The following is a 13,866-nucleotide window of genomic DNA, read 5'->3' on the forward strand; positions in this document are numbered from 1 at the left end:
AATATGAAGAAATTGTTTTATATACTTTGCATTGTGACGTCCGTCGTTATTATCGGCATATTGGTTTACCAGCGTATTGTTCGTCAACGAACTCAGGTAATACCACAGAATGCTCAAACGATTATTCCCGTTGCGCCGCAATTGCAACAGCAAGAGACATCTGCTTCGGAAGTAATACCTGAAAATATTATGCAATCGGGTATTACGCTGCTCAGCGATGAGGTGCTTGTTGAGGATATACAAGCGGATCTGAATGGCGATAATAAGGAAGATAAAATTATTGCAGCAAAAAAATTATCCGATCAATTCATCTATCTTTTTATATTTTTACAGGATAATGAAGCTCACACTTTTACGAGAGCCGCAGAAATAAAAACGGAGGCGACACATGCAAAAACGCTTTCTGTTTATACGTTAATGGTACAAGAATATCCGTATCCTATTATAGCATATAATGGAATGAATGCCGACAATATGCAGGTTTTCGGAATGTATGCATTAGGAATCGATGAAGATAAAATAATCAGTGTCCATTCTTTAGCCGGTATACAAGCGGAGGGGCAAATTATACTGAAAAATGAACAGGATAACGCAATCACAGATTATATTATATCTGCATATTATTCTGATAGGGATGCTCCAAATACACTCAACCAAATAGAAAAACAATATACATGGAATGCAAAAAAAGAATTTTTTGTGCAAACAAAAGAAATAAAGATACCCGGGAAAAGAATTGAAAGTCAATTTCTTCAAAAATTTCAAACAGGAGATGCTCATTCTTTTCAAGACTTTCTTGATGGATTATGGTATCAGCCAAGTGCAAAAAGAGATCAAAATCGAAGTATCTTTTTTAACCGTTCCGAAAATGAAATTATTTTTTCCGTCGATAATATTCAAGAAGTTTTTACTATCGATTCGATAACACCGCGCAGATTCGGTATTTATTTTTCTACAAAAAATGCCTCTATTTCGAGTATTCACCGGCGCATCAATATTGAGTTGCTTGGAATTGATGAAGTGCATATACGGGTTATCGACGATATTGCACGTTTAAAAATCGGTGTTGCATCAAACTGGGATGGATCATATCGAAAAATAAGCAATACTGTTCGTGAAGTGCAAAATAATACCACGCTTGACAATATAAAAAAAATATTGACCGCGGATGAAAAAACATGGGCAAGCGCAGAAGGATATTCTTTATCTTTTTCGGATAATTCGTATCGATTACTGCAAGATACGGTGCAACAGTCAGGATGGTATACGATTTTGCAGATAAAAGACAATACTGTTTTGCAGCTTAAAGATACTGAAAATAATGAACGTTTTTTTAATCTTATACTTGATAATGCCGGTAAACGGGTAAGCCTCATCGAGGTTTCAGTTACATTAAGCGGTATTACGCCGATCGGAAATTCACCGCTTATATTTGAATAAACTTTTGAGATATATACCGTCGTATAGCTGCGAGGCAATGCTTTTTATAAAACACTACCTCGCAGAGTACCGCGTCTTAACAGTGACTATTTCGGTAACGGATGTTTTTTTAGATTACCGTTTTACAATAACAGCAGTTCCTTGACCTCCGCCGATACATAAAGAAGCAAGGCCGATTTTTTTATCCGCTCTGATCATTTCGTGCAGAAGGGTTACCAAAATGCGGTTACCCGAAGCGCCTACCGGATGACCGAGCGCAATGGCACCGCCGTTGACGTTTGTTCGTTTTAACAGCGTATCGCGATCAACGCCGTGTTCCTGAACCAATTCATGGATAACCCCTAGAGACTGGGCGGCGAACGCTTCGTTCAACTCGATCAACTCCATATCGGAGAGTTTGAGCGATGCATAGTTTAACGCATTGCGGATTGCCGGAACGGGACCTAATCCCATTACGAGCGGGTCGACGCCGCCTTGCCCAATGCCGATAATTTCTGCAATAGGTTTAAGGTTATATTTTTTTACCGCCGCTTCGCTTGCAATTAACACAAAAGATGCTCCGTCGTTTATTCCCGATGCATTGCCTGCCGTAACGGTGCCGTCGCTTTTAAAAGCGGGCTTCAACTTTGCAAGTTTTTCGAGGCTGGTGGTACGATTGGGGAATTCGTCGGTGTCAAAAACGATATCGCCTTTTTTATTATGGATGATAATCGGAACTATTTCGTTTTTAAATTTACCTGCATCGATAGCCGCTATCGCTTTTTGCTGGGATGCAAATGCAAACTCATCCTGCTGTTCTCTGGTGATAGTGAATTTTGCCGCAACGTTTTCGGCTGTAATTCCCATGTGAATATTTGCACGGGCATCGGTCAAGGCGTCATAAATCATATGATCGACTGCCTGCCAGTTTCCCATCTTATTTCCGCTGCGGGTATTGGCAGGGACAAGGTACGGCGCAAGCGACATTGATTCTACACCGCCTGCGACAACAATATCGTTAAAGCCTACTTGAATGGACATAACCGCTTCCATAACCGTCCGTAGACCGGATCCGCAGACCATGTTGGTCGAATGAGCGCAGATGGTTTCGGGGATTCCCGCTTCCAATGCGATGGTTCGTCCGATATTTTGTCCGAGTCCGGCGCCGAGCACGTTACCGCAAATAAGCTCCGAAACCTGATCGGGCTTTACCTTTGCCTCTTCCAGTACCGCTTTGACCACCGCTGAACCCATGTCCTTAGGCGGTACGGCAGATAATCCGCCGAGGAATTTCCCGATAGCAGTACGCTTTGCACTGATAATGTACGATTTTGATAATGCCATTTTTTGACCTCCTAGTAAATCAGGGGATATGTTGATGATAAAAGAAATTTCCAACCTTTCGGTCTTTCGAGACGATTGAAAAATCTCATTTATATCAAGATGAACATCCCGTGTGTCCTATCATATCACGCTTCAAAAAATCTGGCTATATTAGGCGATCGGGGTAAATGCATCAGGCCGGTTTTTTATCAGCCCGTAGAATAATTAGGGCTATTCAACCAGAGTTGAACCACTCCGCGGTTCAAATGGTCTCACAGCCCTAATTATTCTACGCTTTTTATTTACTCTGCCTGATGCATTTACCCCTCTGCTAGAAAAAATGTGCAAAATTTTATTCAAAATTTTGCACAGAAAGGAAGCAACCGCTTACAGTATTTCCGGTGTGGTTACGTTGATTAGGCGATCGGGGTAAATGCATCAGGCCGGTTTTTTATCAGCCCGTAGGATAATTGGAAATGGGATTTTCTTGCACTGCGGTTTTTACTTTGGTATAATTCTGAGCAATCTTTAAAATCCATAGTGCAAGGAATACCGTCAATGGAAACACTCAGTTTGCGCCCGCATCATCTTTTATGCACTCGCGCATTTAAAGGCAAAGGCTATTCTCCCGCATTTGTCGGAAATATGCAGCGTGTTATCAATCGGTTAAAAACCGGCTGCGAGATTACTTTAATAACAGGTGTTGATGCCATTTGCGCCCCATGTCCCGAAAGAATCGACAATCACTGCCGGTCGGAAGCAAAAGTAACAAGATTTGATGATGCCGTCCTATTACAGTTTGGATTGGAAAGAAAAACATATACTTATACCGAAATAGACCGCATACTTGAATCTCACCTAACCGAATCCGTATACGATTGCATTTGCCGAGGTTGTGAATGGAAGCAAACCGGCATCTGCTGTTATGCCGATGTAAAGCAATCACTGTTTACATGAGAATCTACAGTGCAAAACATTGAACCCCGCCTATACCGCCACGAGTCCGTTCTGAAAAGCCTTTCCAGCGCTTTTGGAAATAGACTGTTGAGCAGTGTACGTCCTTGTACACTGCTCAACGACGAGTTTGCAGGGCAAACACGCTTCTGCATGGAATCACCGCCATCCGTGGCGCTGTTGAACAGTGTCCTTCCGTGTACACTGTTCAACGTCGAGTTTGCGGGGCAAACTCGCTGCTGCTTAATTTCACGGACATCCGTGTCCGTTCTGATACGTTGAGGATTTGCAGTAGCGGCAGGGATGCCATCGTTCAAAGATGTACGTCCTTGTATATTTCTGAACTTCGAGTTTTTCATAAACGAAAAACTCGATACTGTATGAAACCACTGACATCCTGTCAGAGAAGCGATATTTCGCGGTTACGCGAAACTCGCTGCCAAAAGTGTACACGGATGTACACTTTTGGCAAGGCAACGAAGGAGATACTCGCATATTTCAAAAGATTGACTGATCTTTTGCTGTGCATTATAATAACCGGATATGAAACGAAAATTGATTACCTCAGCTCTTCCTTATGTGAATAATATCCCGCACCTTGGGAATTTAATCCAAGTCTTGTCCGCCGATGTCTTTGCACGTTTTTGCCGACTCCGCGGATATACGAGCTTATATATATGCGGTACCGACGAATACGGCACGGCAACCGAAACAAAGGCCCTCGAAGAAGGGAAAACGCCGCGCGAATTGTGCGACTACTACCATGCGATCCACCGCGATATTTATCATTGGTTCAATATTGCGTTTGACTACTTCGGACGCACCTCTACGCCTCAGCAGACCGAAATCGTGCAGGGGATGTTTAAAGACATTGAAAAAAACGGCTTTATAAAAGAGCATACTATCGAACAGCTTCACTGTGCACACTGTAACCGCTTTTTGGCAGACCGCTATGTACGCGGCGTTTGCCCCCACTGCGGTTACGAAGACGCGCGCGGTGATCAGTGCGAACATTGCGGCAAACTGCTGGAGCCGACCGAGCTAAAAGCTCCCCGCTGTTCCACCTGCGGAGCCGCTCCGGAGCCGCGCAGCACCAAACACCTCTACATCGACTTACCGGGCATCGTGCCGCAGTATGAGCCGTGGATGCAAAAGGCGAGCGTAGAAGGGCAGTGGAGCAATAACGCTGTGCAGATGACCAAAGGCTGGCTGCGCGACGGTTTGCAGGAACGCGCCATCACCCGCGACCTGAAATGGGGTATCCCCGTCCCGAAAGCGGGCTTTGAAGATAAGGTGTTCTACGTCTGGTTCGATGCGCCGATCGGATATATCTCTATTACAAAATGCTTTACCGATTTAACCGGATCCGATTGGAAAGACTGGTGGCTTGATCAAAATGACATAGAACTCTTTCAGTTTATCGGAAAGGATAATATCCCCTTCCATACAGTCATTTTTCCGTGCTCACTCATTGCATCGGGGAAGGACTGGGTAAAGCTCCATCATATTTCAAGTAGCGAGTACCTTAATTACGAGTCCGGAAAGTTCTCAAAATCGAAGGGGATCGGCGTGTTCGGCTCCGATGCGAAGGATTCGGGGATTCCGGCGGATATGTGGCGGTTCTATATCTTCTATAACCGACCCGAAAAGAACGATGCCCTGTTTACATGGAAGGATTTTCAAGAGCGGGTAAACAGCGAGCTGGTCGGGAACCTGTGTAATCTGATAAACCGGACGCTCACCTTTGTGTCGCGCTATTATGACGGCGTTATCCCGCAGCGGGATGGAATGGCTTCCGCCCGTGAGGATGTCCGTGCGGTAACGGAAGGCTTGCGTGCTGCAGCAAAGTATAGCATTGAAAAAATCACTGCGCTGCTTGAAGAAGCGGAACTGCGCGATGCCTTCCACGAGCTGTTTGCACTTTCCTCCGTTGCCAACAAAGCGTTCCAAGATGGAGAGCCGTGGAAAAACCGCGAGGCTGATCCTGAAAAAGCGGAGGCACTCCTCTTTGAACTGTGCTATTTAATCAAGGATTTGCTGATATTGATGCACCCGTATATGCCGGAATACGCCGATGCGGTTGCTTCGTTCTTAGGTATTAAAATATGGTCGGGCAATGTTTTTGACTGGGAACATCCCGTGCAGCCCCGTCCCGAAAATGCCCTTGCGTGGGAAAACCTCTTGGAGCGGAGCGGTTTGGATCGCGTACAAAAGCCTGCAATCATCTTTAAAACGCTGGAAAACGATGCGATTGCAGCGTATCGTGAGCGCTATGCAGGAAGTCAGAAGGAACGCGCCGCGCAAGCCGGAAAACAGGCTGCGGGAAAGCAAGCAGGCGGAGAACAGAGCGGAAAAAAACAGCAGAATGCGGGAAGCAAAAACGAGAAGCAGAAAGCCAAGCCGGAATGGGCGGATATTTCTCCCGAACGGCTGTTTACCGATTATATTTCGTTAAAAACCGCGAAAATCCTTTCCGTGGAAAAACACCCCGATGCGGATAAGCTCTTTGTGGAAACCATTGACGACGGCTCGGAAGGCGGGCGGGTTATCCTTTCCGGCTTAGCGCCGTATTTTGCGCCGGAAGAGCTGGTTGGCGCCGATATTATCCTCGCAGAAAACTTAAAGCCGCGGAAAATGCGCGGAATTGAATCGAAGGGAATGCTCTTAGCGTCTCATTATACCGATGCGGACGGAACCGAGCGGGTTGAGCTGGTCGGTATGCACGGTGCGGCTGCCGGTACACCGGTAACACTGGAGGGAGCTGAAGCAACTACGCCGCCGGTACAGAAACCGCAAGCCATCGATGCGGAGTTGTTCTTTGCAGTACCCTTTACGGTAGAAGATTTTCGCGTATGCGCCGCCGGAAAACAGCTCTTGGTAAACGGCAAACCGCTTGTAATGAAACACGTTAAAACCGGCACGGTACAGTAAGCAGTATGGACATCTCCATATATAACAGGAGCTATGGGGTAACAACTCGTCGGGCATCTCTATTCTGAACAATCTAAGCATATAGCTTGACAAAAGTCGGTATTTTGAGATAGGCTATATCATTGTGTTTTGTCGTACGCGGCTTTCATCTTGATGAAGTACGGCAAGCATAATACGGTAAACACCGATAAAATCAGTGTATTTTTGGGTGTTTGCCATGCTCTTTTTTATCGTTCCCTAATAAAAGAGACCTTGGGCATCTCTAAAAATTCAGTTAGATTTTTAAAGATGCCCGACGAGTTTTAATTTAAGTCTTTACAATATAATGACTTAAATTAAAACATCGCAAATTACATCTAAGGAAAACCTCTAAAAACTAAAGTTTTTAGAGGTTCTATTACTGTAACACCGCTGCGGTGTGCTTATTAGATTTACGAGGTGAAAAATGGCAACAAGACAGCCGAAAGGTAAATTGGTCCGCCGATTCGGATCAAATATTTTTGGAAATCCTAAGTACAGTAAGTTATTGGATAGAAAACCGAATGCTCCCGGGAAGGAACGCGGCGCTAAACAACGTGGAAAGATTTCTGTTTACGGTGAACAGTTAAAAGAAAAGCAGAAATTCCGCTTTGCGTATGGAATGTCCGAGCGTCAGTTCAGCAATCTATTCCAAAAAGCATTTAAGATGTCCGGTGTTACCGGCGACAATATGCTCTCATTAATGGAGCAGCGGTTGGATAATACCATTTATCGAATGGGATTTGCGGTAAGCCGTGCACAGGCACGTCAGATGGTTTCTCATGCTTATTTCTTACTGAATGGTAAACCGGCAAATATCCCGTCTATGCGTGTTAAAGTCGGTGATGTTATCACGACAAAAGATAAGAAAGGCTTCCAAAATCTTATCCGGCACAATTTAAGCACTGTACAGGGTGCAAAAGGCGTTTGGCTTTCCGTTAATGATGAAAATTTATCTGCAACGGTAGCGGCGCTTCCCACTCCTGCCGACATTCAACCGGTCGGTAATATCCAGTACGTTGTTGAATTCTATTCTCGGTAATACGGGATATAAATTCAACATTGACAAAAGGCTTCCTATGTATGCCGTTGGGTATATGCAGGGAGCCTTTTTATTTATAGGCTGAACTATTTTGTTTTCGCAGATTCTTTAAGCGGCGTTATAGGTTCTGACTTTTTCTATATTCGCGGGCATTGACGATGTCGTCGAGAACCGCATCTTGTTGTTTCAGCCCTTCCGCTTTCCATTCGACTTCTTTCCGCTCCCGCAGCTTTGTTACGATGAGCCGCTCTTGATGTGCTTTGATATAAATTTTCCGCATTTTTTCGATGACGAGTTCCGCCTCTACCAGCGCCTTTTCCTGTTTTTCCCGGTCGATGCGGAGCCGTTCCAAGTAGTTTTCATGCAAGGCGAGTTCAGCAGGGGTTTTTAGACTTACCCTAAGCGACCGGCGGGTTTTTATTTCTTCCTGTGCGATTTCGGTAAGGCGCAGCACAATCGCTTCGCGGGCGGCAACGGCGCGTCCGAGGTTGGTTTCCGCTTCTTTTTCGCGGAAGGTTCGGATATCCAAGAGCTTTTGAAGCGAAAACTGAAATTTCTTCATACGGGATTATTCCTCCGTATGCTCCGCAGACGGCTTTTCAATTTCAGCTTTGTACAAGTCGGCAGCTTCCGACGGCATCAGGTATTTTTTTGCCGCGCCTGCTCCTGCTTGGAAACTTTCCTCATTTGGTATGTCGATGTGGGTAATGGCGCTGAGTTGCTCCAGCGTTTTTTCGATGGGTGCAGGATCGTTTACCTCTTGCTGTAAAAAAGTTTCGATTTTATCATGGTGTGCGATCGCCTCGTCGATGGCGGGATTGCTACCTTTTTGATACGCTCCGACTTGAATCATATCTTCGGCATCGGCATAGACTGCCATCAATTTACGCATATACTGTGCTGCTTTTTTACTGCATTCCCCTGCGACGCGGTTTGCCAAACGAGAAATACTGCCGAGTACGTCAATGGCAGGGTAGTGCCCGCGCTGTGCAAGTTTCCGGTTAAGCACAATGTGCCCGTCCAAAATACCGCGTACCGCATCGGAAATAGGCTCGTCCATGTCGTCGCCGTCAACGAGTACGGTATAAAACCCGGTAATCGAACCTTTTGCAGAAGTTCCGCTCCGCTCAAGCAGTTTAGGCAGTACCTCAAAAACGCTCGGAGTGTAGCCGCGGGTTGCCGGCGGTTCTCCGATCGCGAGGCTGATTTCGCGCTGAGCCTTGGCAAAGCGAGTAACCGAATCGAAAAGGAGCATCACATCCTTTCCTTGGTCGCGGAAATACTCGGCGATTGCCGTTGCCGTGTATGCGCCGCGGATACGGGCAAGCGGGCTGGTATCCGATGTAGCGGTTACCACAACCGAATGCTTGAGCCCTTCAGGGCCGAGGTCGTGTTCCAAGAAATCGTTTACCTCGCGGCCGCGTTCGCCGATGAGTGCAATGACGTTGACGTCGGCGCTCGTATTCCGCGCAATCATGCCCATCAAGGTTGATTTACCGATACCCGAACCGGCAAAGATACCGATACGCTGCCCTCTGCCGACAGCAAGAAGTGCGTCGATAGCGCGGATACCGGTTACGATTCGTTCTTTAATGGGGCGCCGCTCCAGCGGATCAGGCGGTGAAGCAAGAATTGGGTAATGCAGGGGAGAGTAGGGTTCCTGTTTGTTGTCAGCCGCTCTGCCAAGCGAATCGACGACGCGGCCGAGCAGTACCGAACCGACGGGTACGGAAAGCATTGTCCCGCTTGCGATGACATCACAGCCGATTTCTACTCCCTGTATATCTTCGTAGGTCATCAGCTGTACGGTTGAGCCGTTTAAACCGATAACCTCGGCGATAATGCTTTCTGTGTTATCTTTTAGATTGATTCTGCATAATTCCCCGACGGAGGCTTGCGGGCCGCGACTTTCGATAAGAAGCCCTTGCACCCGGCTGACAACACCGGTGCGCTTAATGGGTTCCGTTTCGGAAACTGCGTCAAGGTATTTATCAAAAAGCGATGTCATAAGCTACTTTCGATTTGAAGCCCCGTCGGAGGAAGCCGCCCGCGTTCGTATCGGAGATATTTCGAGGATACGTTGTTCAAGCTCATGCAGCTGAGAGGCAATACGTGCATCTACCGAACCGAAGTCGGTTTCGATAATACAACCGCCTGCATCTACCGATAGGTCTTCCACGACGGTGATATTTTTGATATTCTCTGCCGCTGCCAAGAAGTCCTTTGTATGCTCGCTTGTTAAGCCGACATCGGCAAGGTTCACCCGTATAATGACATCGGCGCGTCCCTTTACCTTGCGCAGCGCGTGGATAATATTCGACGTTACGACATTCCGCTGATTTTCGGAGATTACTTTTACAATCTTGCGGGTCATCAGCAGTACGAGGTCGACAATCTGCTGTTCTGTCTGCGCTAAAATCTCTTCGCGTTTATCCATCGTGCGCTCAATCATCGTATGGAGCCGCTCTATCAAACGGGTTACTTCAACTTTTCCTTCTTTGAAGCCCGCTTCCCGTCCCGCATCGAAACCTTCGGTAAAAGCTTTCTTTTGTGTAGCAGCCTCGGTTTGTTCGGCCTTATCGACAATATCAGCGGCTTTTTTCTCCGCATCGCTGACTATTTCTTGAGCTTGTTCGCGGGCTTTTTGCGCATCGATTTGAGACACATCCATCTGCCGCTTTGCTTCTTCAAAAGCGGTTTTCTTTGCGTTTTCGATAATTTCATCGGCTTCGCGGTGAGCATCGGCAATGAGTTGTTCTTTTTCAACTTCCCATTGACGCTTAAATTCTTCCGCTTCGTTTTTGAGATCCTCAAGTGTCGGGCCTTCGGGAACCGAAACGGCTTCTACCACTTCGGTAGTAGTTTCCGGTTCAAAGGTTTTCTCTAATGCCAGCACCATATCGCCGTCGAGTTTTTTAACTTCAAAATCACGAAAAATATTTTTAGCCACTTTCAGAATCTCCTTTTGCCGATTTCACTACGCTGTTTTGGTTAGACAATCATCTCGTCTTCGTCGGAACGTGCAATAACAATATCGCCGTTGTCCTCCAAGTGCCGGATAATCGAAACAATCTTCTGCTGTGCTTCTTCGACGTCCTTCAAACGGGTCGGACCCATGTATTCCATTTCTTCTTTTAACATGCTTGCCGCACGTTTGGACATATTCCTGAATATCTTGTCCTGTACTTCGGTATCGACAATCTTGAGCGCTTTTGCAAGCTCTTCACTGTTAACTTCACGCAGCACCTTCTGAATGGAACGGTCGTCAAGCATAACGATATCTTCAAATACGAACATACGTTTCTTGATCTCTTCCGCAAGGTCGGGATCTTGATCTTCAAGCGATTCGATAATCGACTTTTCGGAAGAACGGTCGACAAGGTTGAGGATTTCCACAATGCTTTCGACACCGCCTGCCGCCGTATAATCTTCGCTGGAGAGGGTAGAAAGCTTCTTTTCGAGTACCCGTTCAACTTCGCGCAAAACATCAGGCGAAGTTCTATCCATCGTTGCAATACGGCGGGCTACATCGCTTTGAATTTCATCGGGCAGGTTCTGCAAAATAACCGATGCTTTCTGCGGTTCCAGATATGCAAGGATGAGCGCAATGGTCTGCGGGTGTTCCTGCTGAATAAAGTTTAAAAGATGCGCCGGATCGGTACGCCGGATAAAGTCGAAGGGGCGTACCTGCAACGAACTCGTGAGCCGGTTGATAACCTCAATGGCCTTTTGGCTGCCTAAAGATTTCTCCAACAATCCGCGCGCATAATCGATACCGCCGGTCGTAATGAAGTTTTGAGCTGCCATCAGCTCTTGGAATTCTTGTAAGACCGCTTCTTTCAGCTCGGATTCAACCGTTTCGGTACGGGCAATTTCGAACACGAGTTTTTCGATTTCGTCCTCGCGCATCTGTTCCATGATCTTGGCGGAGATTTCTTCTCCGACTGCAACCAAGAAAATTGCCGCCTTTTGCCGCCCGTTCAGCGATTTTATATCTTTTTGCTTTTTATTGTTTGCTGCATTCGCTTTTTCTTTTGCCGGTGATACTGCCATACTATTCCTCCATCAACCATGTGCGCAGCAGTAATGCAACATCTTCAGGATGCTCACGCGCATTGTTTATCACATTTTCCAACAGTTCGCGCCGTTTCATCTCTTCTACGGACATTGAAACTTCCATACCGGCCTGTTCAGCCTCCCACAACGCTTTTTCGCGTTCAAGTTGATGCTGCCGTAAAAGCTCTTCTTCGCGGAGCCGCTTTCTGCGCTCAATTTCGCGGCTGACAATACGGTAAACGATAAAGACGAGCAACAGGAATGCCAAGCCTGCTAAGCTGATCAGCAATATCCATCGCCGTTGAACCGCTCTAAAATAAGCTTCATCTTCTTTTTCAAACTCCGCCATGCGGTCGAATTGGATGTTAAGAACGCTGACCGAATCGTTCCGCAGCGCGTTATATCCGATTGCGTTTTGTACCGCTTGTGTTGCTTTCAGTAATTCCTCATCAGGGATGGGAATATATTCACGCTCAATCTGCCCGTCTTTAACGATGAAATTGCCGTTTGCATCTTTCTTTTTGCGCCATTGCCCGTCGATATTTACCGACACGGTACGCCGTCCCATTTCGGGGCTGACGATTTCGGAAGTCTTTCTGCTGCCGATTTCTTCGTTTGTTTTTACAATCGACTGAGTAGACAAGCCGGTCAAGTTACTGGTGTCTTTGTACGATGGAGCCGTTTGCCCTTCCACACCTGCGGGACCCTCGGGATTAAAGCCCGTTCCCTGATAGGTTGTCGTGGCGGTTTCCGAAGAACGGGTAACCGAAGCTCGTACCTCGGATTCATCATACGGAGTTTCGGGATTGTCCGCTCTCAGTTGGAAGGGCAGGTATTCTACCGTTTCGGCTGTCTTTTCCGACATATCCATATCGATTTTAATACTGAGATCCCGGACACGGTCGGTTCCGTACGTCTGCTTTAAGAGATTAAGAATTTTGATCTCATACTGCGTTTCCAGCTTTGCAATAATCTTTTGCTGTTTTTCGATAATGGAGAGGCGGTCAAAGTCCTTCATACCGCCGAAATCATTGAGAATGTTCCCGCTGTTATCGGCAATAGTGATATTATCGTCGGTTAAACCTTCAACGGCATATTTTAAGATCTTTTGAATACCTTCAATTTTTTTACGGTTCGTGCTAATGTCACTGCCCGGTTTAGGGTAGAGGATAACGCTTGCCGTTACCGGATTCTGATCCGCTTTGAACAGTTTATCTTCCGGAATGTTGACTACTACGCTTGCATCATCCACATCGTCCAGAGCCTTAATATGCTTACGGACTTCTTCGATAACTGCCCGCCGTACGTCGATATTGCGTTCAAAGTCCGTCCGTGTCCAGCGCTCCACATCGAACAGCGCCCACGGGTCGGTATTTTGTGGAATAAGGTCTTCGCGCAAGAGAATGGCGCGCATCCGGCGGGCGGTTTGCTCGTCGTTCACTGAGATAACACCCGATTGTGAAACGGTCGCGTTCACATTCTCTTCGTTGAGTCTTAAAATGATACGTTCTCTGACCGTTGCATCCGTTACCGGAGTATCGATGAGCGGTACAAGTGAGGGTTTAGCCGACCATGAAGTAAGCAGGACGATAATGACAACCGCCGCAACAATGACGGCTGCCAATATCCCTTTTTGAATAGGCGTCCACTTACTCCACAGTGTTTTGATTTGCGTTAATGTTTTTTTAAACCATTCGTTCATGTGTCCTCCCCCTTACTGAACGAACCTGCTACAATAATTATAACAGCTCCATTATCTGGTTATGGTAATATCATTCCAACTTTTTACGACGCGGTCGATGAGCGTCTGTGCAATTTTCAGCGACATACCGGCTTCCGCCATTGCAATGGTAATATCGTGTACATCTACGGATTCAGGATCGACAATCATCTGTTGCCCGAGTTCCGCAGTACGCTGTTGTTTCGCATTAACTTCGTCAAAGGCTTTGAGCAGCGTCTGTTCAAAGCTCATCGCTTTTTTATTTACCGCCGTATCGACTAAATCGGTATCCGAAACCATGCGGCTGCGGAAGTTATCGACGGCGATCGGCTCTATTGCCGGATTTTTCATAATAGCCGGAACCTTATACAAGGTTGCCGTATTGGTAATCGTCATAGGTGCC

At 46.5% G+C, this 13,866-nt stretch carries 11 protein-coding genes; 4 read left to right on the forward strand and 7 right to left on the reverse strand.

Annotation, left to right across the window (positions count from 1 at the left end):
* Nucleotides 1-3 precede the first annotated feature (3 nt).
* Nucleotides 4-1,440, forward strand: a complete 1,437-nt coding sequence (locus ABK01_RS05475) for a pallilysin-related adhesin (protein ID WP_253676521.1) — start codon at nucleotides 4-6, stop codon at nucleotides 1,438-1,440.
* 114 nt (nucleotides 1,441-1,554) lie between these two features.
* On the opposite strand, the gene ABK01_RS05480 is transcribed toward ABK01_RS05475, so the two are convergent.
* Complete coding sequence (locus tag ABK01_RS05480; RefSeq protein ID WP_253676522.1) at nucleotides 1,555-2,763, reverse strand: acetyl-CoA C-acetyltransferase; 1,209 nt, start codon at nucleotides 2,761-2,763, stop codon at nucleotides 1,555-1,557.
* A 537-nt stretch (nucleotides 2,764-3,300) separates the two neighbouring features.
* Here ABK01_RS05480 and ABK01_RS05485 point away from each other — a divergent pair.
* The 3 genes from ABK01_RS05485 (at nucleotide 3,301) to rpsD (ending at nucleotide 7,687) form a co-directional block, all read left to right on the forward strand.
* On the forward strand, nucleotides 3,301-3,699 hold the full coding sequence (locus ABK01_RS05485; RefSeq protein WP_253676523.1) for a DUF1284 domain-containing protein: 399 nt from the start codon (nucleotides 3,301-3,303) through the stop codon (nucleotides 3,697-3,699).
* Nucleotides 3,700-4,239: 540 nt separating this feature from the next.
* Complete coding sequence (gene metG, locus ABK01_RS05490; protein WP_253676524.1) at nucleotides 4,240-6,627, forward strand: methionine--tRNA ligase; 2,388 nt, start codon at nucleotides 4,240-4,242, stop codon at nucleotides 6,625-6,627.
* Nucleotides 6,628-7,072: 445 nt separating this feature from the next.
* Nucleotides 7,073-7,687 carry a 30S ribosomal protein S4 gene (gene rpsD / locus ABK01_RS05495; protein WP_212566423.1) on the forward strand — a complete coding sequence of 205 codons (615 nt, stop codon included), beginning with the start codon at nucleotides 7,073-7,075 and terminating at the stop codon, nucleotides 7,685-7,687.
* A gap of 118 nt (nucleotides 7,688-7,805) precedes the next feature.
* On the opposite strand, the gene fliJ is transcribed toward rpsD, so the two are convergent.
* The 6 genes from fliJ to fliE are packed head-to-tail and all read right to left on the reverse strand — an operon-like array spanning nucleotide 7,806 to nucleotide 13,859.
* Nucleotides 7,806-8,249, reverse strand: coding sequence for a flagellar export protein FliJ (gene fliJ / locus ABK01_RS05500; protein WP_212566424.1), 444 nt, complete (start codon nucleotides 8,247-8,249; stop codon nucleotides 7,806-7,808).
* Between the two features lie 6 nt (nucleotides 8,250-8,255).
* A complete protein-coding gene (gene fliI / locus ABK01_RS05505; protein ID WP_253676525.1) occupies nucleotides 8,256-9,695 on the reverse strand; it encodes a flagellar protein export ATPase FliI in 1,440 nt (479 codons plus the stop codon).
* 3 nt (nucleotides 9,696-9,698) lie between these two features.
* Nucleotides 9,699-10,637 (reverse strand): flagellar assembly protein FliH, encoded by a 939-nt coding sequence (fliH, locus tag ABK01_RS05510; protein WP_253676526.1) that lies wholly within the window; start codon nucleotides 10,635-10,637, stop codon nucleotides 9,699-9,701.
* A 41-nt stretch (nucleotides 10,638-10,678) separates the two neighbouring features.
* Entirely contained in the window at nucleotides 10,679-11,740 is a 1,062-nt protein-coding gene (gene fliG / locus ABK01_RS05515; RefSeq protein WP_212566427.1) for a flagellar motor switch protein FliG, read from the reverse strand.
* Nucleotide 11,741: 1 nt separating this feature from the next.
* The gene (fliF, locus tag ABK01_RS05520; RefSeq protein ID WP_253676527.1) at nucleotides 11,742-13,445 is read right to left on the reverse strand and encodes a flagellar basal-body MS-ring/collar protein FliF; all 1,704 of its coding nucleotides are present in this window, start codon (nucleotides 13,443-13,445) and stop codon (nucleotides 11,742-11,744) included.
* Between the two features lie 51 nt (nucleotides 13,446-13,496).
* Nucleotides 13,497-13,859 carry a flagellar hook-basal body complex protein FliE gene (gene fliE, locus ABK01_RS05525; protein WP_206182038.1) on the reverse strand — a complete coding sequence of 121 codons (363 nt, stop codon included), beginning with the start codon at nucleotides 13,857-13,859 and terminating at the stop codon, nucleotides 13,497-13,499.
* Between the last annotated feature and the right edge of the window lie 7 nt (nucleotides 13,860-13,866).

Origin of the sequence: Treponema sp. OMZ 305 (genome assembly GCF_024181325.1) — a bacterium.
Classification (GTDB): Bacteria; Spirochaetota; Spirochaetia; order Treponematales; family Treponemataceae; genus Treponema.

Bases quoted from the DNA above. Each gene is read 5' to 3' on its own strand.
- ABK01_RS05475 (WP_253676521.1), top strand. From the start codon at position 4: ATGAAGAAATTGTTTTATATACTTTGCATTGTGACGTCCGTCGTTATT.
- ABK01_RS05480 (WP_253676522.1), bottom strand. From the start codon at position 2,763: ATGGCATTATCAAAATCGTACATTATCAGTGCAAAGCGTACTGCTATC.
- ABK01_RS05485 (WP_253676523.1), top strand. From the start codon at position 3,301: ATGGAAACACTCAGTTTGCGCCCGCATCATCTTTTATGCACTCGCGCA.
- metG (WP_253676524.1), top strand. From the start codon at position 4,240: ATGAAACGAAAATTGATTACCTCAGCTCTTCCTTATGTGAATAATATC.
- rpsD (WP_212566423.1), top strand. From the start codon at position 7,073: ATGGCAACAAGACAGCCGAAAGGTAAATTGGTCCGCCGATTCGGATCA.
- fliJ (WP_212566424.1), bottom strand. From the start codon at position 8,249: ATGAAGAAATTTCAGTTTTCGCTTCAAAAGCTCTTGGATATCCGAACC.
- fliI (WP_253676525.1), bottom strand. From the start codon at position 9,695: ATGACATCGCTTTTTGATAAATACCTTGACGCAGTTTCCGAAACGGAA.
- fliG (WP_212566427.1), bottom strand. From the start codon at position 11,740: ATGGCAGTATCACCGGCAAAAGAAAAAGCGAATGCAGCAAACAATAAA.
- fliF (WP_253676527.1), bottom strand. From the start codon at position 13,445: ATGAACGAATGGTTTAAAAAAACATTAACGCAAATCAAAACACTGTGG.
- fliE (WP_206182038.1), bottom strand. From the start codon at position 13,859: ATGACGATTACCAATACGGCAACCTTGTATAAGGTTCCGGCTATTATG.